Origin of the sequence: Ensifer adhaerens (assembly GCF_020035535.1) — a bacterium.
Classification (GTDB): Bacteria; Pseudomonadota; Alphaproteobacteria; order Rhizobiales; family Rhizobiaceae; genus Ensifer.
The window spans coordinates 3,698,161-3,722,056 of record NZ_CP083349.1 but is presented as its reverse complement, the minus strand read 5'-3'; the positions used below and the strand labels follow the sequence as shown (position 1 = coordinate 3,722,056).

13 protein-coding genes are annotated in these 23,896 nt (G+C 63.6%); 6 read left to right on the top strand and 7 right to left on the bottom strand.

Annotated features, from left to right (window positions below; all coding sequences use genetic code 11):
- Window positions 1–3: 3 nt before the first annotated feature.
- Together LAC81_RS18140 and LAC81_RS18135 are read left to right on the top strand one after the other, a co-directional pair.
- Entirely contained in the window at window positions 4–321 is a 318-nt protein-coding gene (locus LAC81_RS18140) for a Dabb family protein (protein WP_223725908.1), read from the top strand.
- A gap of 9 nt (window positions 322–330) precedes the next feature.
- Window positions 331–1,596, top strand: a complete 1,266-nt coding sequence (locus LAC81_RS18135) for a glycerate kinase type-2 family protein (RefSeq protein ID WP_223725907.1) — start codon at window positions 331–333, stop codon at window positions 1,594–1,596.
- Window positions 1,597–1,708: 112 nt separating this feature from the next.
- Here LAC81_RS18135 and LAC81_RS18130 read toward each other — a convergent pair whose 3' ends face one another.
- Window positions 1,709–3,046, bottom strand: a complete 1,338-nt coding sequence (locus tag LAC81_RS18130) for an aspartate aminotransferase family protein (protein ID WP_223725906.1) — start codon at window positions 3,044–3,046, stop codon at window positions 1,709–1,711.
- A 148-nt stretch (window positions 3,047–3,194) separates the two neighbouring features.
- On the opposite strand from LAC81_RS18130, the gene LAC81_RS18125 reads away from it, so the two are divergent.
- Window positions 3,195–3,743, top strand: a complete 549-nt coding sequence (locus LAC81_RS18125; RefSeq protein ID WP_053251695.1) for a cupin domain-containing protein — start codon at window positions 3,195–3,197, stop codon at window positions 3,741–3,743.
- A gap of 274 nt (window positions 3,744–4,017) precedes the next feature.
- Here LAC81_RS18125 and LAC81_RS18120 read toward each other — a convergent pair whose 3' ends face one another.
- From LAC81_RS18120 to LAC81_RS18105, 4 genes are read right to left on the bottom strand one after another with little or no spacing between them, the layout of a single operon-like run.
- The gene (locus tag LAC81_RS18120) at window positions 4,018–5,250 is read right to left on the bottom strand and encodes a pyridoxal phosphate-dependent aminotransferase (protein WP_223725905.1); all 1,233 of its coding nucleotides are present in this window, start codon (window positions 5,248–5,250) and stop codon (window positions 4,018–4,020) included.
- A gap of 25 nt (window positions 5,251–5,275) precedes the next feature.
- Window positions 5,276–6,808 carry an aldehyde dehydrogenase family protein gene (locus LAC81_RS18115; RefSeq protein ID WP_223725904.1) on the bottom strand — a complete coding sequence of 511 codons (1,533 nt, stop codon included), beginning with the start codon at window positions 6,806–6,808 and terminating at the stop codon, window positions 5,276–5,278.
- A 28-nt stretch (window positions 6,809–6,836) separates the two neighbouring features.
- Window positions 6,837–8,258 (bottom strand): FAD-binding oxidoreductase, encoded by a 1,422-nt coding sequence (locus LAC81_RS18110; RefSeq protein ID WP_223725903.1) that lies wholly within the window; start codon window positions 8,256–8,258, stop codon window positions 6,837–6,839.
- 10 nt (window positions 8,259–8,268) lie between these two features.
- The gene (locus tag LAC81_RS18105; RefSeq protein WP_223725902.1) at window positions 8,269–9,669 is read right to left on the bottom strand and encodes a VOC family protein; all 1,401 of its coding nucleotides are present in this window, start codon (window positions 9,667–9,669) and stop codon (window positions 8,269–8,271) included.
- A gap of 113 nt (window positions 9,670–9,782) precedes the next feature.
- On the opposite strand from LAC81_RS18105, the gene LAC81_RS18100 reads away from it, so the two are divergent.
- The 3 genes from LAC81_RS18100 (at window position 9,783) to LAC81_RS18090 (ending at window position 21,187) form a co-directional block, all read left to right on the top strand.
- Entirely contained in the window at window positions 9,783–10,676 is an 894-nt protein-coding gene (locus tag LAC81_RS18100) for a LysR family transcriptional regulator (RefSeq protein ID WP_113535402.1), read from the top strand.
- Window positions 10,677–11,034: 358 nt separating this feature from the next.
- Window positions 11,035–19,662, top strand: coding sequence for a GH36-type glycosyl hydrolase domain-containing protein (gene ndvB / locus LAC81_RS18095; RefSeq protein ID WP_223725901.1), 8,628 nt, complete (start codon window positions 11,035–11,037; stop codon window positions 19,660–19,662).
- A 370-nt stretch (window positions 19,663–20,032) separates the two neighbouring features.
- Window positions 20,033–21,187: an OpgC family protein gene (locus tag LAC81_RS18090; RefSeq protein WP_223725900.1), complete on the top strand. Its 1,155-nt coding sequence runs from the start codon at window positions 20,033–20,035 to the stop codon at window positions 21,185–21,187.
- Window positions 21,188–21,211: 24 nt separating this feature from the next.
- Here the strand turns inward: LAC81_RS18090 and LAC81_RS18085 are convergent, their stop codons facing one another.
- On the bottom strand, window positions 21,212–21,844 hold the full coding sequence (locus tag LAC81_RS18085) for a LysE family translocator (protein WP_223725899.1): 633 nt from the start codon (window positions 21,842–21,844) through the stop codon (window positions 21,212–21,214).
- 157 nt (window positions 21,845–22,001) lie between these two features.
- Window positions 22,002–23,759, bottom strand: coding sequence for a glucan ABC transporter ATP-binding protein/ permease (locus LAC81_RS18080; RefSeq protein WP_223725898.1), 1,758 nt, complete (start codon window positions 23,757–23,759; stop codon window positions 22,002–22,004).
- Between the last annotated feature and the right edge of the window lie 137 nt (window positions 23,760–23,896).

Here is a 23,896-nt window from a genome sequence, read left to right as displayed (position 1 = left end):
CCCATGATCCGCCATTGTGTCTTCATCCGCTTCCGTCCCGAAGTTTCCGGCGAGGAGAAGGCGGTGATCTTCGGGGAGATTGCTGCGCTGAAGTCCCGGCTGCCGGGATTCGTTGCCGCCCATATCGGAGCCAATGTCAGTCCGGAGGAGGGCATGGACAAGGGTTTTGCCGAAGGCTTCATCGTCGACTTCACTGACGCAGCGGCGCGCGACACCTATCTGGAGGACGAGGAGCACCGCAAGACCGGTGCCAAGATCGTCGCTGCGGCCGAAGGCGGCATCGCAGGCATTTTCGTCTACGACATCGAAATTGCCGGCTGAGTGGCAGCGATGATCGAAGCGCGCCCCTTCCTGACAGGGCTCTTCGAGGCCGCCGTACGGGCGGCCGATCCCTATGAGGCGATCAAGGCACATCTGCCCGACCCGCCGAAGGGCCGGACTGTGGTTGTCGGCGCCGGCAAGGCAGCAAGCCAGATGGCGGCTGCCTTCGAGAAGCTCTGGAAGCATCCCTTCAGCGGCACGGTCGTGGCCCGTCACGGACCGGTCGAACAGTGTGAGACAATCACTGTGCTGCAATCGGCCCATCCGGTTCCGGATGAAGCGGGACTTGCCGCATCGGATGCGTTGCTGAAGGCTGTAGCCGGCTTGACGGCGGACGATCTGGTCATCGCCCTGATCTCCGGTGGCGGCTCGGCCCTGCTGCCCGCACCGCCTGAGGGCCTGACGCTCGCCGACGAGATCGCCGTCAACAGGGCGCTGCTTGCCTCGGGCACGCCGATCTCGGCAATGAACGTCGTTCGCAAGCACGTGTCGCGGATCAAGGGTGGGCGGCTCGCTGCAGCGGCTGCACCAGCCCGCGTCGTCAGCCTCGTGGTGTCCGACGTGCCGGGTGACAATCCCGCCTTCGTCGCCTCCGGGCCGACCGTTCCGGATCGCAGTACGGCGGCGGAGGCGCTCGAAATTGTTAATCGCTACCGCATGGAATTGCCGGATGGCGTGATTGCCCATCTACGCTCGGAGGCGGCTGCGGCACCTGCTCCAGACGATCCTCGATTTGCCGGGCATGAGTGCCACGTCATTGCATCGGCAAGCGTCTCATTGGAGGCTGCCGCGGCCAAGGCGCGGGAACTGGGCATCGAGGCGCGCATCCTCTCGGATGCGATCGAAGGCGAGGCGCGCGATATCGGCCGCATGCATGCGGCGTTGGCGCGCGAAGTGGCACTCAAGAACCGGCCCTTCGGCAAGCCGGTGGTGCTGCTTTCCGGCGGCGAGACGACCGTGACGATCTCCGGCAAGGACTATGGCAAGGGCGGGCGCAACAGCGAATTCCTGTTGTCGCTGGCACTCGACATCGATGGCGTTGCGGGCATCGATGCTCTTGCCGCCGATACGGATGGCATCGATGGTTCGGAAGACAATGCGGGGGCCTTTGCCGATGGCGAGAGCATTGCCCGCATCCGGGCGGCTGGTATCGATCCGCGTTTGCATCTCGCCCGTCACGATGCCTGGACGGCCTTTGACGCGAGCGGCGATCTCTTCGTGCCTGGACCGACCGGAACCAACGTCAATGATTTCCGGGCGCTGCTGATCCGTTAGCACGCCGGCTCTCTCGCAGGGACCTTAGCCGGATTCGGCTCCGCGCTCGACATGCAAACGCCGCCGCCGAGATCTTCGGCGACGGCGTTGTTTTTGACAGTGTCTCTTGGACCTACTTGGCGCGCTTCAGTGCGTCGCCGAGGATCGAGACGATCTCACCGAAATGCTTCTCTTCGGCGATCAGCGGCGGCGAGAAGGCGATGATGTCGCCGGTGACGCGGATCAGCAGGCCTTTCTCGAAGCAGTCGACGAAGACGTCATAGGCGCGGGCGCCGACCGCACCGTCGCGCGACTGCAGCTCGATGCCTGCGATCAGGCCGATCGTGCGGATGTCGATGACGTTGGGCAGGCCCTTCAGCGAATGCATGGTGTCGTGCCAGGCATCCTGCAGTTCGACGGCGCGGGTCATCAGGCCCTCATCGCGGTAGATGTCGAGCGTCGCGATACCGGCGGCGCAAGCGGCCGGGTGACCGGAATAGGTGTAGCCGTGGAAGAGCTCGATCGCGTTTTCGGGCCCGTGCATCAGCGCATCATGGACCTTGCGGCTGGCAAAGACCGCGCCCATCGGGATGGCGCCGTTGGTGAGGCCCTTTGCTGTGGTCACGAGATCCGGGGTGACGCCAAAGAAGTCGGTGGCGAAAGGCGCACCGAGGCGGCCGAAGCCAGTGATGACTTCGTCGAAGATCAGGATAATGCCGTGCTTGTCGCAAATCGCGCGCAGGCGCTCCAGGTAGCCCTTCGGCGGAATGAGCACGCCGGTCGAGCCGGCGACCGGTTCGACGATGCAGGCGGCAATGGTTTCGGCGCCATGCAGAGCCACCAGCCGCTCGAGATCGTCGGCAAGCTCGGCGCCATGCTCCGGCTGGCCCTTGACGAAGGCGTTCTTGGCGGGGTCATGGGTGTGGCGCAGATGGTCGGAGCCGGGGAGCTGCGGGAAGACGCGACGGTTGTTGAGGATGCCGCCGACCGAAATGCCGCCGAAACCGACACCGTGATAGCCGCGCTCGCGGCCGATGAGGCGCGTGCGGGTGCCCTGGCCGATCGCGCGCTGATAGGCGATAGCCATTTTCAGGGCGGTGTCGACCGATTCCGAGCCGGAGCCGGTGAAGAAGACGCGGTCGAGCTTCTGTCCCTCCGGGCCTGGCGCGATTTCGGCGAGGCGTTCGGCGAAGTCGAAGGCGATCGGATGGCCCATCTGGAAGGAGGGGGCAAAATCCATCGTCGAAAGCTGGCGTTCGACGGCAGAGGCGATCTGCCGGCGGCCATGGCCGGCGTTCACACACCAGAGCCCGGCGGTGCCGTCGAGGATCGTGCGGCCATCGGTGCTGGTGTAGTGCATGCCCTCGGCCGAGGCGAGCAGGCGCGGCGCCTGCTTGAACTGCCGGTTGGCTGTAAACGGCATCCAATAGCTATCGAGAACGGGGGCGTTGGGTTTGGTGTGCTGGTTCATGGCATCCTCCTGAGTTCGGCGATTGACGCCATGATTTGATTTGCGAAACAAGTCCTTTTCTGCTGTCAGTTAACTCATTGAAATTTATTGTACCGTTGTAGCGTGTTTGCGCTATTTCGAACAACCTGAACACCAAGGTTCGGATCACATGACCGTCGATATCGGAAACCGGCTTCGTCATCTCCGCCTGATGCACAATCTGTCGCAACGGGAACTCGCCAAGCGCGCCGGCGTCACCAATTCGACGATCTCGCTGATCGAGTCGAACGCCTCCAATCCTTCCGTCGGTGCGCTGAAGCGTATTCTCGACGGCATTCCGATCGGGCTTGCGGAATTCTTCTCCTTCGAGCCGGAACGACCGCGCAAGGCGTTCTATGCGGCGGAGGAGCTGGTGGAGATCGGCAAGGGGCCGATTTCCTATCGCCAGATCGGCGAAAACCTCTTCGGCCGCAGCCTGCAGATCCTCAAAGAATGTTACCAGCCGGGTGCCGACACAGGGAAGGTACCGCTGGTGCATGACGGCGAGGAGGGCGGCATCGTGTTGTCGGGCCGTATCGAGGTGACCGTTGACGATGAGCGTCGCATTCTCGGGCCGGGGGATGCCTATTATTTCGAAAGCCGTAGGCCGCATCGCTTCCGATGTGTGGGGCCGGTGCCTTGCGAAGTGATCAGCGCCTGTACACCGCCGACGTTTTGAGAGCGCGGAGTTCCGGGCTGCCCCTCATCCCGCTGCCGCGACCTTCTCCCCGCAGGCGGGGCGAAGGGACATGCGGCCCGCTCCTCAATTCCTCTCAAGACCTGAGGGGATGCCGAGCTGCGCCGTTTCGTCCGAGGCTCGGTCAGAAGACTTCTCTTTGAAGACGGAAAAGGGGTCTCTGCGTCGATCTCGACGGCGTCCCCTCTCCCCGCAAGCGGGGAGAGGGCTAGGGTGAGGGGCACTTCCGAGTTCAGAGTGCCCGACAACTACTTGATTACGAAAGCCGCGCGCAGGCGTCGGCGATGCGCATGAGCGCTTCCTTCAGTTCCGATTCCGACGTTGCGTAGGAGATGCGGAAGAAGGGCGAGAGACCGAAAGCCGAGCCCGGAACGACGGCGACATGGGCGTCGTCGAGCAGGTAGGCGCAGAAGTCCGCGTCCGTCTCGATCTTCTTGCCCGAAGGCGTGACCTTGCCAAGCATGCCGGCGCAACCGGAGAAGGTGTAGAAAGCGCCTTCCGGGACGCGGCAATCGAGACCGTCGATGGCGTTTAGGCCATTGACGACGAGATCGCGGCGGCGCTGGAAGCTGGCGGTCCGTTCCTTCAGGAATTCCTGCGGGCCGGTCAGCGCGGCGACCGAAGCGGCCTGGCTGACGGAGGACGGGCAGGAGGTTGCCTGGCTCTGGACGACGGCCATCGCCTTGATCAGATCCCGCGGGCCGCCGGCATAGCCGATGCGCCAGCCGGTCATGGCATAGGCCTTGGAGACGCCGTTGACCGTGAGCGTACGATCCTTGAGGCGGGGCTCGAGCTGGGCCGGGGTGACGAAGCGGAAGCCGTCATAGACGATGTGCTCGTACATGTCGTCGACCAGCAGCCACACATGCGGATGCTTGAGGAGCACGTCAAGCAGCGGCCGGTAGTCGGCAGCGCTGTAGGCGGCACCCGATGGGTTCGACGGCGAGTTGAGCAACACCCAGCGTGTCTTCGGCGTGATCGCCGCCTCGAGCTTGTCGGCGGTCAGCCGGAAGCCGGAGGATGCATCGCAGGGGATCAGAACCGGCTTGCCTTCGCAGATCTGGACGATATCCGAATAGGAGGTCCAGTAGGGCGTCGGGATGACCACTTCGTCGCCGGGGTTGATCGACGCCATCATGGCGTTGAACAGGATCTGCTTGGCGCCGGTCGAAACCGTGATCTCGTCCTGCTCGTAGGCGAGGCCGTTTTCGCGCTGGAACTTTTCGCGGATCGCCTTCTTCAGCTCCGGCGTGCCGTCGAGGGCGGTGTACTTTGTGTCTCCGCGCTTGATCGCCTCGCAGGCGGCGTCCTTGACGAAGTCGGGCGTGTCGAAATCCGGCTCGCCCGCACCGAGGATGATCACCGGCTTGCCTTCGCGCTTCATGGCTTGCGCGCGGGCGCCGATCTTCAGGATTTCGGACACCCCGATCGAGGAAATCCTCGAGGCGGGCTCAAAGCCCGCCTCCTTGACCGTTGCGTTGATGGTCATGGTCCCTACCTACCTGGTGCGCCGATTATTCGATGTCGAACGACACGCCCTGCGCCAACGGCAGAGCCTTCGAATAGTTCACCGTGTTGGTGGCACGGCGCATGTAGGCCTTCCACGAGTCCGAACCGGATTCGCGGCCACCGCCGGTTTCCTTCTCACCGCCGAAGGCGCCGCCGATTTCGGCGCCCGAGGTGCCGATGTTGACGTTGGCGATACCGCAATCCGAGCCGTCGACGGCGAGGAAGCGTTCGGATTCCTGCATGTCGCGGGTGAAGATCGAGGACGAGAGGCCGGCTGCGACTGCATTGTGGTCGGCAACGACGGCGTCGAAGTCGCTGTACTTCATGACGTAGAGGATCGGCGCGAAGGTTTCTTCGAGAACCGGGCCGGCCTGCTTCGGCATTTCGACCAGAGCAGGCTTGGCGTAGTAGCCGTTGTCGTAGCCGAGCTCGACGCGCTCGCCGCCGGTGACGGTGCCGCCATGCGACTTCGCTTCAGCGATTGCCTTCTGCATGCCGTCGAAGGCAGCCTTGTCGACGAGCGGGCCAACGAGGGCCGTCGTTTCCAGCGGGTTGCCGACCGAGACCGAGCCGTAGGCCTTCTTCAGGCGCGGAACGAGCTGGTCGTAGACGCTTTCATGCACGAACAGGCGGCGCATGGTGGTGCAACGCTGGCCGGCGGTGCCCATGGCGCCGAAGGCGATGGCGCGCAGGGCCATGTCGAGATCGGCCGACGGGCAGACGATGCCGGCATTGTTGCCGCCGAGTTCGAGGATGGCGCGGGCGAAGCGCTTGGCAAGGCGCGGGCCGACATCGCGACCCATGCGGGTCGAGCCGGTGGCCGAAACCAGCGGAACCTTCGGGTTGTCGACGAGGACTTCACCGACCGTGCGGTCACCGATCAGGACCTGCGACAGGCCTTCCGGCGCATCGCCGAAACGGGCAAGCGCGCGCTCGAAGATAGCCTGCGATGCAAGCGCCGTAAGCGGGGTCTTTTCCGACGGCTTCCAGACGACGGAGTTGCCGCAGACGAGCGCCAGCGCCGTGTTCCAGGACCAGACGGCGACCGGGAAGTTGAAGGCGGAGATGACGCCGACGACGCCGAGCGGGTGCCAGGTTTCCATCATGCGGTGGCCGGGGCGCTCGGTGGCGATCGTCAGACCGTAGAGCTGGCGGGAAAGGCCGACGGCGAAATCGCAGATGTCGATCATTTCCTGGACTTCACCGAGGCCTTCGGAGGTGATCTTGCCGGCTTCGATCGAAACCAGGCGACCGAGGTCGGCCTTGAAGGCGCGCAGTTCTTCGCCGAGCAGGCGGATCAGTTCGCCGCGCTTGGGAGCCGGAACCAGGCGCCAGGCCTTGAAGGCTTCATGGGCCTGGTCGATCTTGGCGGCAGCTTCGGCGGCCGAAACCGTCTTGAGGGCCGCGATCTTCTCGCCGGTGACCGGGCTGAAGGACGGCATGTCGCCGCCGGTGTAGAGTTCCTTGGCGACGCCCATCTTTTCGAGAAGCGCTGCGGCTTCCTTGGTCACGTCGACCTTCTTGGTTGCGATGTTCATGGTCTGACTCCCGTTTTCCTGGCTTGACCTATCCGAAGCGCACGCTGCCGAGCTTTCCCGGCGAGGTGAGCGTCTTCAGGCCCGCGGCCATGTCCTTGAGTTTATCTGGTGTATAAAAGTCGTAATAGGCCTGGTTGCGGCGGCCGATCGCATGTTCCGCGCTGAAGCTGCCGTGATACTCCTCTACGGCGACGGCGAAAACCCATTCGCGAAGCCGGGGTTCGAAGGTCTCGTCCCTGAGAAGGTCGCTGTCCTTCGGAACGACGAGGTTGAAGTGCACGCCGCCGTCGCCGATATGGCCGAAATCACAGACGGTCACATCCGGGAATTTCGAGGGCATTTCGGCCTTCATATGGTCGCAGAAGGCCATGATGTCACCCCTGCGGAAGGAGACGTCGAAGGCGATCAGCTTGCCGAGATGCTTGACTCCCTCGGAGAGCGCGTGACGCAGCGCCCAGATTTCGTGGGGCGGACCGACGAAGGCGTCGGCGAGCGGGGCCGATTCCATCTCCCAGATCTCGGCGAGCGCCGATTCCAGTACGGCGTCGAGCGACTGTTCGCCTTCGCGCGGCGCCCAGGTGCGGCTGATCTCGGCGAGGATGACGTAGTCAGGGACTTGGCCAGCCTGGAAGGGGTTCTTCAGCGACGGCACATGGGCGAAGGCGGCCTTCACGGCATTGCTCGACATGCCCTCGAAGGCCGAGAGATAGGCGCCGAGGCGCTCTTCCATGGCGCGCAGCAGCGGCATCACCGCAGCGCCGCTGGCGGGAACCAGCAGTGCAGTTGCCGTCTGCTGCGGCAGGTGTTCGAGGTTCAGGACGCATTCGGTGACGATGCCGAAGGCGCCCGAAGTGCCGAAGAAGATCTGCTTCCAGTCGACGCCGGTGTTGTTCTTGCGCAGGTCGCATTGCAGGTCGAGAACGGTGCCGTCCTCATCCGCCAGCACGACCTTGAGGCCGAGCGTGTTCCGGCGCACGTCGCCGTACTTCAGGAAGCGCGATCCGCCGGTGTTGGTGGCGATCATGCCGCCGATGCGCGGATCGGCGCCGAGATCGATCGGGAAGAACAGGCCGTGCTCTTCCAGTCGCCGGTTGAGATCGGACAGCCTGAAACCGGCGTCGAGCCGAACCGAGCGGTTGTCGAGGTCGAGCTCGAAGCACTTGGTCAGTCGGTCGAGACTGAGAATGGCTTCGTCACCCGATTGATCCGGCGTCGAGCCGGAGACAAGGCCCGTATTTCCGGATTGCGGGATCAGCGCGATGCCGTTTGCAACGCAATAGGCGACGGCCGCCGAGACCTCCTCGGTCGTCGCCGGTCGCAGCGCGAGCGAGGTCCGGCCGCGATCGTAGCGCGCGCCGGTCTCGTAGGCTTCCAGGTCTTCTGGACGCGTCACGACACCCTTGTCTCCAAGGATGTCGTTGAGCGCGTCTATGTGCCGTTTGTCGATCATCGGACCAGTATCATTCCGCAGCGATCGCGCCGGTCAAGGCCCGGATGCAGCTTTCGATCGATGCCTGCTCGATACCGGCATAGTGGTCGAACTCGTTGAGCACGGTCGCGCCGAGATCGCTCTCGAAGCGCTTCTGGTTCGGGCTCGCGACGAAATCCTGCTGGGCGCCGTCGCCAAGGTTCGACTGGAAGATGCCCGCCGCGCTGACCGGCAGGAAGTCTTCGTAGACGATTGCGTCGAACTGGACGAGGCCGGCGGCGATCAGCGCTTCGATGTCACGCGCCGGGGAAACGCCGGTCTTGCGGCCCTTCTCCGTCAGCGAGTAGCTGAAATAGCCGAGTCCCGCTTCGCGGATGCCTGCCCAAGTGTCCGGGAAGGGCCCGAAAGCCTTGGCAAGTGCCGCTTCGTATTCGCGAGCGTTGGAGCCATCGGCCGCCGGGCGGACGATCTTGCGCGAGGCGTCGAGCAGTTCGTCATAGAGCGCGCGGCCCTTCGGCGTCAGCGCGATGCCGCGCTGCTCGATCTCGCCGAAGCGGGCGGTGTGCGAGCCGGCCTTCCAGGTGCCGTCGGCATCCTGGAAGGAGACCGGCTCTTCGAGCGCCTTGAACGAGGTCTGGCGCAAAAGGATCGGGCACTTGCGGGTCGGCGGCCCTTCGACGACGGCCTTCGGCGCGATCGCATATTTCGGCATCTGCGCCTGCACCTTGTCGATGTCGAGCGTGCGCGGGGTCAGGTGGTTGATATGCGGGCCCTTGAAGGAAACGACGTCTGCGATCAGGCGATGGGCGTCATGCAGGCGCTTGTACATGTCGGCGCTGACATTGGCCTTGTCGTGCCAACGGAAGGTTTCGAGCACTTCTGAGACGAAGCGTTCCGCGTCGGCCTCGTCGAGGCCGCCTTCGCGCTCGGCCTTTTCCGTGAGTTCCACGGCGCCGGCGGTGAAGATCTGGCGTGCTGCCAGGATGACCTCGGCTTCGGCGCGCAGCGCTTCATCGGCGATGAGGTCGAGACGCAGCAGCGAGGTGAAGACGCGGAACGGGTTGCGCTTCAGCGCCGTTTCGCCGACCGGGCGGAAGGCGGTCGAATGAACGGGGACGCCGGCCGTCGACAGGTCGTAGTAACCGACCGGGTACATGCCCATGACGGCGAACACGCGGCGCATCGTTGCGAGTTCGGCGGGGGTGCCGAGCCGGATCGCGCCGTGGCGCTCCTCGGAGATGCGGTCGAGCGAATCCGTGGCGTCGAGACGCTCCTTGAGGAGCGGGTCGGCGGCGAGCGTGTCGTCGTTGACCTTGGCGACCAGTTCCATCAGCGTGCCGTAGGCAGGCACCTCTTCGCGGTACATGACCGACATGGCTGCGGAAAAGGCCGAGCGAATGTCGTCGGCCGATACGAAACTATTCTCTTTCACTGGGGCTCGCCTCGCGCTATGGGTGAAGGACAAGGTCATTCTCATTTCGGATCATATCCGATCGAACTGGCCATTGATCGCGTTGCTTCTGACTATGTTGATGCGAGGCTGGAATGAAGTTAAGCCGCAGGCTGGTTCCCGACGTGACAACGCTGCAGGCGTTCGAATGCGCGGCGCGACACGGTAGCTTCACGCAGGCCGCTGCGGAGCTGAACCTTACGCAAAGTGCGGTCAGCCGTCAGATCAAGGACCTCGAAAACCAGCTCGGCGTGCTCCTGTTCGAGCGCGTGCGCCAGCGGGTGATCCTGTCGGACGCCGGCCAGAAGTTCCTGCCGGAGGTTCGCCGTCTTCTCAATCAGACCGAGGAGCTGATGGTACGGGCGATGGCCTCGGCCCGGGCGGACTCGACGCTCTCGATCGCCTCACTCCCGACCTTCGGCAGCCGTTGGCTCGTGCCGCGCCTTCCCGACTTCCTCAAGCGTCATCCGGACACGGTGCTGAACATCGCTTCGCGTTCGGCGCCCTTCGATTTCGACGAGCAGAACTTCGATCTCGCCATTCATTACGGCCAGCCCGTCTGGGCGCGTGCCACCTGCAGCTATCTCTGCAGCGAGATCATCGTGCCGGCTGCGAGCCCTTCGCTGTTGGCAAACCACCCGATCGAGACGCCCGAGGATCTGGTCGCGGGCCCGTTGCTGCACCTCGCCACACGGCCAAAGCTCTGGGCGCAATGGTTCGAGGCGAACGACATGGACGGTCGCGGCGCCTATCGCGGCAACCGTTTCGACCAATTCTCCATGGTGATCGAGGCGGCAACGGCCGGGCTCGGCTTCGCGCTGCTGCCACGTTATCTGATCGAGCAGGAAATTGCCGCCGGCACGCTGCGCATCGTGCTCGACCGGCCGATGCAGACCGAAAACAGCTATTATCTCGCCGTGCCCGAGGGCAAGCTCGAAAACCCCATCAGCCTGGCTTTCCGCGAGTGGATCACCGAGCAGGTAGGCTGACGATCCAGGCTTTTCTTCGAATCGAGGGAACCTTCCTCGCCGCTTCACGTTTCGCCTCGTCTGCCATCCGCGATGAAGCTTGAGAAGAGGGCATTTGAGAGAGCTGTATCGAAGTGCCATTGGGGGCGCGCGCAGCGGCCGGTTTCGGCCTGAATCGCCTGTGCGCAATTCGTCCAATCTTGTATGAGCAATCCTTGCAAGCTGTTGGCACCACGGCTAAAAAATGCCATTTTCATGCATCACGCGGCCTTGAAAACCAATGCGCCGCCGGCTTTGCGATCTCCGATGCCCAGTCGAGGGCGGTGCCTGTTACCGCCAGTTCCCCACATGCGGGAATTGACGGTGGATGGGAGGACACATGACCGTGTCTAGCAATGCGCCGGCTCAGCCTGAGTTCTCAGGACCGCAGCCAACCCGGAACCCCCACGAGGACCGGGCCGATCAACCCCGGTTGGATTCAGAACCCGTACCCATGCAGCTTCAAACTACGCCGCCCACCTCTCCGCGCGAACCGGAAGCAAAGCAGATCGATTACAACGATTCGATCCGCGCCACCTTCTTCTCGATGGACGACCTCCGGCAATGCGGCGAGGACCTCGCATTGAAGGGTGTTTCCTCGCTGCCGGGTTTCTTTCCGTTCGAGTTCCGTCCGCGGCATCGTGAAAACGAGAACGAGATCCTGCGCGTCTACCGGGCGACGGCTGCAGACGTGGAGGCCGGGGCGACGATCACGCCGGCCGCCGAATGGTTGCTCGACAACCATCACGTGGTCGAAGAGGCGATCCAGGAAGTCCGGCGCGATTTTCCGCGCCGCTTCTATCGTCAGCTGCCGACGCTTTCTGTTTCGGGCACGGTGATCCCGCGCACCATGGCGCTTGCCTGGCTCTATGTGGCCCACACCCACAGCACGGTGACGCGCGAAAGCATCACGGCGATGGTCGAGGGCTTCCAGAAGCACGAGACCTTCAAGATCGGCGAACTCTGGGCGCTGCCGTCGATCCTGCGCTTTGCGCTGATCGAGAACCTGCGCCGGATTGCCATCCGCGTCGAACGCTCGCGCGGCATGCGCCGCAAGGCAAACGATATCGCCGACCAGATCATCCGCCTGAACGACCCGGAAAAATGTCGGGCGCTGCTTGCGGAGTCGGAAGCGCTGGCTGCCGACAACACCTTCGTCGCGCAACTGCTCTACCGCATGCGCGATGGCTCGCAGACCTCGGGTGCCGTCATCGGCTGGATCGAGGAACAACTCGAGAAACGCGGCAGCGACGTCGAAAACGCGCTGGTCGCCGAGCAGAACCGCCTGTCGTCCGGCAACGCGACGATGAGCAACATCATCCGCAGCCTGCGCGAAATCGACGATACCGACTGGGCCGTCTGGTTCGAAAGCGTCAGCAAGATCGACGCTGCTCTTCGTGAAGGCTCCGACTATGCGGCGCTCGATTTCGGCTCGCGCAACAAGTATCGCGATACGATCGAAAAGCTGGCGCGTCGCTCCGGCCACAGCGAATACGAGGTGACGCAGATCGCCATCGAGATGGTGCGCGAGGCGGAAACCGCAGCTGAGACAGAAGCGCCGCTGCAGCAGCCGAACGTCGGGTCGTTCCTCGTCGGCAAGCAGCGCAAGATGCTCGAAAAGAAGATCGGCTACCGGCCGTCGCTGCTGCAGACCATTATCCGCGTTGGGCGCAAGCTCGACTGGTTTGCAATCGCCGGACCGAACATTCTTTTGACGATCCTGGCGATGATCGCCGTCTACTCCTTCGTCAGCCCGATGGACATCCCGAACGGGGCGAAGCTGATCATGCTGCTTCTCTTCGCGCTGCCGGCTTCCGAAGGCGCGATGGGTCTGTTCAACACGCTGGTGACGCTGTTCGTCAAACCGTCGCGTCTGGTCGGCTATGAGTTCCTCGACGGGATTCCGGAGGACGCCCGAACGCTGGTCGCGGTGCCGTGCCTGATTTCCAAGCGCGACCATGTCGACGAGCTCGTGCGCAATCTCGAAGTGCACTATCTCGCCAATCCGCGCGGCGAGATCTACTTCGCGCTGGTCAGCGACTGGGCCGACAGCAAGGTCGAGGAATCGAGCTCCGACGCCGACGTGCTCGACTATGCCAAGCGCGAGATCGCCCAGCTTTCTGCGCGCTACGCCTATGACGGAAAGACCCGCTTCTACCTGCTGCACCGCCGCCGCCTGTTCAACGAACAGGAAGGCGTGTGGATGGGCTGGGAGCGCAAGCGCGGCAAGCTGCACGAGCTGAACATGCTCTTGCGCGGCGACCGCGACACCTCGTTCCTGCAGGGTGCCAACACGGTGCCGGACAACGTGCAATACGTCATGACGCTCGATTCCGACACGCGCCTGATGCGCGATGCGGTGACGAAGCTCGTCGGCAAGATGTACCATCCGATCAACCGCCCGGTGGTCGATCCCAAGACGCAGAATGTGATCGCCGGCTACAGCCTGCTGCAGCCGCGGGTAACACCGTCGCTGACGACGGGAAGCGACGCCTCCGCCTTCCAGCGCATCTTCTCCTCCAACCGCGGTATCGACCCCTATGTCTTCACCGTGTCCGACGTCTACCAGGACATCGCCGGCGAAGGCAGCTTCACCGGCAAGGGCCTCTATCATGTCGACGCCTTCGAGGCGGCGCTCAAGGGGCGAATCCAGGAAAACGCCGTTCTCAGCCACGATCTGCTCGAAGGTTCCTATGTGCGTTGCGCGCTGGTGACCGACGTCGAACTCGTCGAGGACTTCCCGACCCGCTACGAGGTCGAGATGTCGCGCCAGCATCGCTGGGCGCGCGGCGATTGGCAGCTTCTGCCCTACATCTTCAATTTCTCGAACGGGCTACCGATGCTCGGGCGCTGGAAGATGTACGACAACCTGCGTCGTTCGCTGATTCCGCTTGCCTGGCTCGTCGCGTCGGTCATGGGCTGGTACTACATGGAGCCGACTGAAGCGCTGATCTGGCAGATCGTGCTGATCTTCAGCTTGTTCGTGGCGCCGACCCTGTCGCTGATCAACGGCCTCCTGCCGCGTCGCAACGACATTGTCGCGCGCGCTCACCTTCACGCGGTGCTTACCGAAGTCCGTGCCGCCAATGCGCAAGTTGCGCTCCGCATCGTCTTCATCGCCCATAATGCGGCTATGATGGGAGACGCGATCGTGCGCTCGCTCTACCGCACCTTCGTCAGCGGCAAGCTGATGCTGGAATGGCGCACGGCCGCGCAGGTGCAGAGTGCCGGTCACGGCTCGATCGGCGATTACTATCGGGCCATGTGGATCGCACCAGCGCTTTCGGCGATTTCGCTGGCGCTTGCAGCGATTTCCGACACTGGCCTGCCGTTCATCGGCATTCCCTTTGCACTGCTCTGGGCGCTGTCGCCTGCCGTCGCCTGGTTCGTAAGCCAGTCGGCCGAAACCGAGGACCAGCTCGTCGTCTCCGACGAGGCGATCGACGAGATGCGTCTGATCGCCCGCCGCACCTGGCGCTATTTCGAGACGTTCGTCACCGCCGAGCAGCACTTCCTGCCGCCGGACAACTTCCAGGAAACGCCGCAACCGGTTCTGGCCGAACGGACCTCGCCGACCAATATCGGCGTCTACCTGTTGTCGGTCATGTCGGCGCGCGATTTCGGCTGGATCGGCTTCGAAGAGACGATTACCCGCCTGGAGCAGACGATCGCCACCGTCGACCGCCTGCCGAAATATCGCGGCCACCTGTTCAACTGGTATCGGACCAACACGCTCGACACCATGGAACCGCGCTACATCTCGTCGGTCGACAGCGGCAACCTTGCCGGCCACCTGATCGCCGTATCGTCGATGTGCCGTGACTGGGCCGAGGCGCCGTCGGCGCACGTCCAGGGCAGTCTGGACGGCATCGGCGACGTCGTGGCGATCCTTCAGGAGGTGCTGCGTGACCTGCCCGACGACCGCAAGACAGTCCGGCCGCTGCGTCGTCTGATCGAGGAACGCATCGTCGGCTTCCAGAACGCGCTTGCCGCGGTCAAGCGTGAGCGCGAGTTCGCGTCGATCCGCGTGATCAACCTCGCGGTTCTGGCGCGCGACATGCACAAGCTCACCGTCAACCTCGACCATGAGGTGCGCACGCCGCAAAGCAATGAGGTGACGAAGTGGGCGAACACGCTTGTCAGCACCTGTGAAGCCCATATCGCCGATGGTGTCTTCGATCTCGGCGCCATCGAATCCCTGCGCCAGCGTCTGCTGGTGCTGAAGGACCGTGCGCGCGATATCGCCTTCTCGATGGATTTCGGCTTCCTGTTCCGGCCGGAACGGCGCCTGCTGTCGATCGGCTTCCGGGTCAACGCCAACGAGCTCGACGAGGCCTGCTACGACCTTCTCGCCTCGGAAGCGCGTCTCACCAGCCTGTTTGCCATCGCCAAGGGCGATCTGCCGACGGAACACTGGTACAAGCTCGGCCGTCCGATCGTGCCGATCGGTGCACGCGGTGCGCTGATCTCGTGGTCGGGCTCGATGTTCGAATACCTGATGCCGCCGCTGGTCATGCAGGAGCGGCAGGGCGGTATCCTCAACCAGACCAACAATCTGGTGGTGAAGGAGCAGATCAACCATGGCCGCCGCCTCGGCACGCCGTGGGGCATTTCCGAAGCCGCGTTCAATGCCCGCGACCACGAACTCACCTACCAGTACACCAACTTCGGTGTGCCGACGCTCGGCCTGAAGCGCGGTCTCGGCCAGAACGCGGTCATTGCGCCCTACGCCTCGATCCTCGCCTGCATGTACGATCCGAAGTCGGCGCTCGCCAACCTGGCACGCCTTCGCGAAGTCGGCGCGCTCGGCGCGTATGGCTACCACGATGCCGTCGACTTCACGCCGACGCGCGTGCCTGAGGGCCAGAAGTGCGCGGTCGTTCGCAACTACTATGCGCACCACCATGGCATGTCGATCGCGGCTGTCGCCAACGTCGTCTTCAATGGCCGCCTGCGCGAGTGGTTCCACGCCGATCCGGTAATCGAAGCTGCCGAACTGCTGCTGCAGGAAAAGGCGCCGCGCGACATTCCGATCATGAATGCCAAGCGCGAGCCAGAATCGGTCGGCAAGGGCCAGGACGATCTCCTGCGCCCGGAAGTCCGGGTCATCGAGAACCCGCTTTCGCAGGACCGCGAGACCGTGTTTCTCTCCAACGGCCACTACTCGGTGATGTTGACGGCCAATGGCGCCGGCTATGCCCGCTGGAACGGCCAGTCCGTCACCCGCTGGAAGCCGGATCCGGTGGAGGACCGCAGCGGTACCTTCATCTTCCTGCGCGACACGACGACCGGCGACTGGTGGTCGTCGACTGCGGAGCCGCGGCGCGCCGCGGGTGAAAAGATGCTGACCCGCTTCGGCGACGACAAGGCGGAATTCGTCAAGACGGTCGGCGACCTCACCAGCGAGGTCGAGTGCATCGTCGCCACCGAGCACGACGCCGAAGGCCGTCGTGTCATCCTGCTCAATACCGGCACGCAGGATCGCTTCATCGAAGTGACCTCTTATGCCGAGCCCGTGCTTTCGACCGATGAGGCCGACAGTGCTCACCCGGCCTTCTCGAAGATGTTCGTGCGCACGGAAATCAGCCGCCGCGGCGACGTCATCCGCGTCAGCCGCAACAAGCGCAGTTCCAGCGACCCGGATGTGGAAGTGGCGCATCTCGTTACCGACAATGCCGGCAGCGACCGCCACACGGAGGCGGAGACGGATCGTCGCCGCTTTATCGGCCCGGGCCGGACGCTTGCCGAAGCGGCCGCCTTCGATACCGATGCGGTGCTTTCGGGCACCGATGGGTTCACGCTCGATCCGATCATGTCGCTGCGCCGCGTCGTGCGCGTGCCCGCCGGCAAGAAGGTCAGTGTCGTCTTCTGGACGATCGCCGCGCCGAGCCGCGAGGAGGTCGATCGGGCGATCGACCGCTATCGCCATCCGGAGACCTTCAACCAGGAGCTCATCCACGCCTGGACCCGCAGCCAGGTGCAGATGCGCCATGTCGGCGTCACGTCACAGGAGGCTGCGAGCTTCCAGATGCTTGGCCGTTACCTCGTCTATCCGGACATGCACCTGCGTGCCGATACGGCGACGGTGCAGGCCGGCCTCGACTCCCAGTCGAAACTCTGGCCGCTGGCGATCTCGGGCGACTACCCGATCTTCTGCCTGCGCATCAACGACGACGGCGATCTCGGCATTGCCCGTGAAGCGCTGCGCGCCCAGGAATACCTGCGCGCCCGTGGCATCACTGCCGATCTCGTGATCATCAACGAGCGGGCCTCGTCCTATGCCCAGGACATGCAGCATGCGCTCGATTCCATGTGCGAGAACCTGAGGCTTCGCGGCCTTTCGGATGGTCCGCGCCAGCACATCTTCTCGGTGCGCCGCGACCTGATGGAGGCGGAAACGTGGTCGACCCTGCTGTCGGCCTCGCGCGCGGTCTTCCATGCCCGCAACGGCACTATCTCCGATCAGATCGCCCGCGCCAACTCGCTCTATTCGCCGGCACCGGTGAAGGGCGCCGAGAAGAGTGGCGAGTTTGTCGGACCGCTGCTGGCGGCGCCGCAGGAGAAGGCGGACGTTGCCCCGGCGGAGATCAAGGGTGATGGCCTGTCGTTCTGGAACGGCTTCGGTGGCTTTGCCGAAGGCGGCCGCGAATATGTCGTGCGCCTGCGTGGCGGCGAAGCGACGCCGCAGCCCTGGATCAACGTCATCTCCAACGAGCAGTTCGGCTTCCACGTTTCGGCGGAAGGCGCCGCCTTCTCCTGGAGCCGCAACTCGCGTGACTACCAGTTGACGCCGTGGACCAACGACACGGTCATCAACCGTCCGGGCGAGGCGATCTTCATCCGTGACATGGAGAGCGGTTCGGTGTCGACGCCCTATGCGTCGCTCTCGCGTCGCCGCTCAGTCGTGTTCGAAACGGCGCACGGTCTCGGCTATTCGAGCTTCCGCAGCACCCAGGACGATCTCGAGATCGAGGCGACCCATACGGTGCACCGGAGCCTGCCGGCAAAGCTCATCCGCGTCTCGATCCGCAACCGTGCGGCGACGGCGCGGCGGCTGAGGCTCTACGGCTACAACGAGTGGGTGCTCGGCAACAACCGCGCCCGCTCGGCGCCTTTCATCCTCTCGAAGTGGGATGAGGAGACAACGGCGCTGGTTGCGACCAACCCCTACAGCATCGACTATGCCGGCCGCTCGGCGTTCTTCACAGTCAATGGTGGACAGGCTGCCGGCTACACTGCGAGCCGGCGGGAATTCCTGGGCTCGCTTGGCGGCATCCTCGTGCCGCATGCGGCGCTTTCGGGCACCGAACTCTCGGGCTCCGTCGAGGTCGACGGCGATCCCTGCGCCGTCATCGCGTCCGATCTGACCATCGAACCCGGTGCCGAGCAGCAGATCGTCTTCATTCTCGGCGATGCCGACAATGAAGATCAGCTTCGTGCGGTGATCGGCGAACTGCGCGAGACCGCGTTCGACACCGTCCTTCAGTCCGCAAAGACGTTCTGGCGCGATTTCACCGATATCGTGAAGGTGGAAACGCCGGATCCGGCCTTCGACGCCATGATCAACAACTGGCTGCCCTACCAGAGCCTCGGTTGCCGTATCATGGCGCGCTCCGCCTTCTATCAGGCAAGCGGTGCCTTCGGCTTCCGTGACCAGCTGCAGGACACGCTGGCCTTCCTGATCCACCGGCCGGAGCTTGCCCGGGCGCAGATCCTGAACGCCGCGGCCCGCCAGTTCGTCGAGGGTGACGTACAGCATTGGTGGCTGCCGGGAACCGGCGCCGGCGTGCGCACGATGATCTCCGACGACGTCGTCTGGCTCGCCCATGCCGTCACGCACTACTGCTCGGTGACCGGCACGTCCGACATCCTGGCCGAACAGATCGCCTTCATCAGCGGTCCGGCGCTCGAAGAGGGCCAGCACGATGCCTTCTACAAGCCGGAAATCTCCGAGGAGGTCGCCGACGTCTACGAGCATTGCGCTCGTGCGCTCGATCTCGCGATCAAGCGGACCGGCGAGAACGGCCTGCCACTGATCCTCGGCGGTGACTGGAACGATGGCATGAACCGTGTCGGCGCTGCCGGCAAGGGCACCAGCACCTGGCTTGGCTGGTTCCTTGCAGGCACCCTGCGGGGCTTCCTGCCCTACGCTCGTGAGCGTAAGGACCAGTCCCGCGTCACCCGCTGGGAGGCCCATCTCGAAGCCCTGAAGAAGGCGCTCGACACTGCAGGCTGGGACGGCGACTACTACCGCCGTGGCTACTACGACGACGGCACCCCGCTCGGCACGAGCGAGGCACTGGAGTGCCGGATCGATTCGATCGGTCAGTCCTGGAGCGTCTTGTCAGGCGAGGGCGATGAGCAGCGCTCGCTGAAGGCGATGGACGCGGTGATGGCCGAACTGGTCGATCCGGACCAGCACATCGTGCGGTTGTTCACGCCGCCGCTCGAACGGACGTCGCAGGATCCGGGCTACATCAAGGCCTATCCGCCGGGCGTGCGCGAAAATGGCGGGCAATATACCCATGCGGCCACCTGGGTGGCGCTGGCCTTTGCCGAACAGGGCAGGGCGGAAGAGGCCTGGCGCGTCTTCCAGATGCTGAACCCGGTCTCGCATGCCGAAAGCCGCGAGGCGGCGGAGCACTACCGCGTCGAGCCCTACGTCGTCGCCGCCGATATCTACGGCGAAGGCGATCTCGCGGGACGCGGCGGCTGGACCTGGTACACCGGTTCGGCTGGCTGGCTCTACCGCGTGGGCGTCGAAGGTATTCTCGGAATCCGCAGACAGGGCGACAAGCTGGTCATCCGGCCGGTCCTGCCGGCGGCCTGGGACGGCTACTCTGCGGAAGTGACGCTCAACGGCGCGCGGCACAAGATTTCGGTGAAGCGCGACCAGAAAAGTGGCGAGCCGATCGTCAGCATAAACAATAGTGTCACAAAAAACGCGCATGAAGGCATTTTGCTGTAACGGCCGGCATTGAAGACAGGGTGAGACCGGCTTTGTTCCCGCAAGGGCAAAGCCGGTTTTTCTTTGCGGAGAAGCCGGCGGACGACCTCGACGGCTGAGCGTCGTTTCTCGGAGTGCCGTGTGCTCAGATCTGCGCACCAGCCGCTCTAACACTTTGAAGCCAGAGCATCTTATCGCTTCCAGTGACTTCACTTGAAGGCGGGGTGCTCTAAATCACCGGAGCGGGATGCGGGCGGAGAGCCGCAACATATTCCTCATCCCACTCCAGTTCATGGTGCCGGCTATCCCGCGCTTGAAAGACGGTGCGGGTTGTCGGTGCCCGTTTCAACAGGGATGGGGCAGGGGCGCCAAATCCTGGAAAACGGACCGCATGCTGCAAAAGACTTTTCAGGGTGGTGTCAACCCGACGTCCGCCCGAATGGTTCCCAAGGAGCGTGACACACGCCTCGACGTGTTCAGGGCGCTGTGTCTGTTGACGATCTTCGTCAACCACGTTCCGGGACAATATCTCGAATATCTGACGCACAAGAACTTCGGCTTCTCCGATTCCGCAGAAGCCTTCGTGCTGATTTCTGGCCTCTCGGTCGGGATTGCCTATGGCGGCAAGTTCGCCGCCGGCGGACGGCTGGCAATGACGCTCAAGATCTGGCGCCGGGCGCTGGCGCTCTATATCGCCCACATCATGACCAGCATCGTGACGCTGGCGATCTTTGCGGCAGGTGCGATCTATTTCGGCCGGCAGGATCTGATCAGCGAGATCAACATTCGTCCAATGGTGGAACGAACGGAACAGGGCATCGTCGCCATGGTGCTGCTCGGGCATCAGCTCGGCTACAACAACATCCTGTCGATGTATGCGGCGCTGTTCCTGATGCTGCCGGGAATTCTCTGGCTGAACGGTGTCAGCAAGAAATCGCTGCTCTTGCTCTCGGCCGCGTTGTGGCTGACCGCAGGCGTCTTCAAATTCGTGCCGTCGAACTTCCTCGACGAGGGCTATTGGTTCCTCAATCCCTGGTCCTGGCAGTTTCTGTTCGTCATCGGCATCGTCCTGATGACCTTCGTGCGCAATGGCGGACAGCTGCCACGATGGCCCTGGCTTATCGTCCTGTCGGGCGCCTATCTCGCGGTTTCCGCCGTCTGGGTGCTCTTCTCCCTCTGGAGCATCGACCTCTCCTTCGGTCTTCCAGCGGTCCTGACCGGCTTCGACAAGACCTTCCTGTCGGGGCCCCGGCTGCTGCACGTGCTGGCGCTCGCCTATATCATTGCGGTGACGCCCCGGCTCAGCAACCTCGCCAAACTCGACAGCGATCATCCGCTCTCCGTCGTCGGGCGTCACTCCCTGCCGATCTTCATATTCGGCACGATCCTGGCGATGTCCGGCCAGGTATTGCTGTTCGTCACCGGGCGAAATCCGATCTTCGGCAGCCTCTTCGTGCTCGCCGGCATAGGACTGCATTTCGCCTACGCCTATTATCTCGAATGGCTGCGCGGCATCGCTACGGCAAAGCCGCTGCGGGCGGCGTAAGAATACGCCGCCCTTGCCGGGCCTCTAGTTCCTGGCGCCAAGGGCAAGCCGGCAGGCAAGCGCCGTGAATACGGTGGCGAGAAGGTATTGCGGCAGCTTCGGGAAACGCCGGAAGCCAGAAAGCCGCGCGCGCAGATGACTGCCGACCAGGATCACCGAGCCGTTCACCAGGAGGCCGATCCCGTTCAACACGGTCGCCAGAAGAAGCATCTGCGCGCCCATCGACCCACTCTTCGGGTCCACGAACTGTGGGAACAGCGCCAATACGAAGAGCGCCATCTTCGGATTGAGCAGGTTGGTCATCAACCCCTCCCCGAAGATCCGCCTATTGGAAAGCCGCTTGAGCGTCGAAAGCGGTGATGCGCTCGACGCGTCCGACCGGATGGTCTTGTAGGCGAGATAGAGCAAATAGGCGCAGCCCGCCCAGCGCACGATCTCATAGGCAACAGGCACGGTGACGAAAAGCTGGGAAAGGCCGAGTGCTGCGGCCAACGCGTGGCAATAGGTGCCCGCTGCGATACCTGCATAAGTCAGGAACCCGGCTGCGCGCCCCTGGCTCACGCTGCGAGAAGCGATGAGCAGCATGTCGGGACCGGGCGTGGCGGTCAGTACGAGGCTCGCCGCGGCGAAAACTGCGAGTGTGGAGATATCCGGCATGATGATTCCCTTGGAATTGAAGCCGGAATTCCCGTCTATCAGCAATCCTCAGAATGACAAGCCCACCTGATGGGACGTTGTCGGAATGCCGAAAAAAATCACCCGCAGTTGGCTGCGGGTGGTCTGAAGCTCGTTCGCTTGGCTTGACGCGAGCGTCTTAAGCTGCCGTGTGGCTCGCGCGGACGTCCTCGTCCGTCAGGATGCCGCTGGCACGGAGCAGGGCTGCGAAGCGGCCGTTGCTCTGGCTGAGTTCGTTGAAGCCGCCCATTTCGACGACCCGGCCCTGATCCATGAAGATCACCAGGTCGGCCTCGCGCACCGTCGACAGGCGGTGGGCGATGATGAAGGTCGTGCGGTTCTTGCGCAGCGCGTCGATCGCATCCTTCACGCGGGCCTCGGTTTCGACGTCGAGCGCGCTGGTCGCCTCGTCGAGCACCAGGATCGGTGCGTTCTTGAGGATGGCGCGGGCGATGGCCACACGCTGGCGTTCGCCGCCCGACAGGCGGTTGCCGCGTTCGCCGACCACAGTGTCGTAACCGGTCGTGCGGCCCTCGATGAAGTCGCAGGCGGCGGCAGCTTCCGCGGCGGCCATGACTTCCTCGATCGTCGCATCGTCACGGCCGAGGCGGATATTGTCCGAGATCGAGCGGTTCATCAGGCCCGCATCCTGGAAGACGGTGGCGATCGAGCGGCGCAGCGACTTGCGCGTCACCTTCGCGATATCGTTGCCGTCGATCAGGATCTGGCCGTCACGCGGGTCGTGGACGCGCTGCAGCAGGTTGACGAGCGTCGTCTTGCCGGCACCCGTCGGGCCGACGATGGCGATCGTCTGGCCGGCCTTTGCCGTGAACGAGACGTTGTGCACGCCCTGGTTCGTGTTGGCAAAGTCGAAGGAGACATTGCGGAACTCGACTTCGCCGGCAACGGTCGGCAGTTCGGTCGCACCTGCCGGCTCATCCCGCTCGCGGACGGCATCCTCGAGCTGGAAGAAGTCCTCAAGCTTGGCACGGGCTTCGAAGATCTGCGTCACGAAGGCCTTCATCTGGTCGAGGCGGCCGATCAACAGGTTGGCAAAACCGATGAAGGCGATGACTTCGCCGACGCCGAGTTCGCCGCGCTGTACCAGTACGGTGCCGATGACGAGGATCGCCATCATCGAAATGGTGGAGGCGACGCGGTTCAGCCCGCTTGCCAGCGCCCACCAGTCGAGTACCGGGAACTGGGCGGAGATCAGGCGTTCGGTGAACTTCTTCAGCTCGCGGGTTTCAGCCTCGATGCGGTTGTAGCTGTGCACCACCGAAACGTTGCTGATGGCGTCGGAGACGTGCGAGAAAACCGTGTGGTAGTGGTTCTCGACCGAAGCCTGCCCTTCCTTGGTGCGGCTCATCACCACCTTGCTGATCAGCACATAGAGCGCGCCGAGCACGACGAGAACGAGCGACAGGCGCACATCCATGGCGAAGGCGGTTGGCACGAGCAGCATGAGGGCGACGGCCGTCGCCAGGTGCTGACGCATGAATTCGAGCCAGAGGCCGAAGAGAGTTTCGCAGGCGCGCAGCAGCGTGTGCAGCGCGTTCGACGTGCCGCGCTGGCTATGCCAGGCGAGCGGCATGGAAACGATACGGCCGAAGGCTTCCGTCAGGAGCGTTGCGCGGCGGCCATGCGCCAGCCTGTCCGCCTCGCGGGCGACAAGCACGAAAGCGACGGTGTTGAAGACGCCGAGGCCGGCCCACATGAGCAGCATCGGCGTGACTTCGCCCTTCGACGAAATGGCGTCGATGATGCGACCGAACAGGATCGGTTCGGCAATCGTGATGGCTGCCAGAACGATGTTGGCAAGAACGATCGCCGAGACACGGAACTTGTGAACCGCAAGATACTGGAGCGCTCTTGCATACACCTGGAACAATGACACTGTCTCACCCCTTCCGGGTATCGGATTTGACGCGCCACAGACCTTCTGCGGCGGATGCACCCGCGACCTCGAAACCTGTTTTGGCGGGCAATGAGCTCCGCTCTTCAGGCTACGCAGCCGCGCTGAGACGGTCTTTG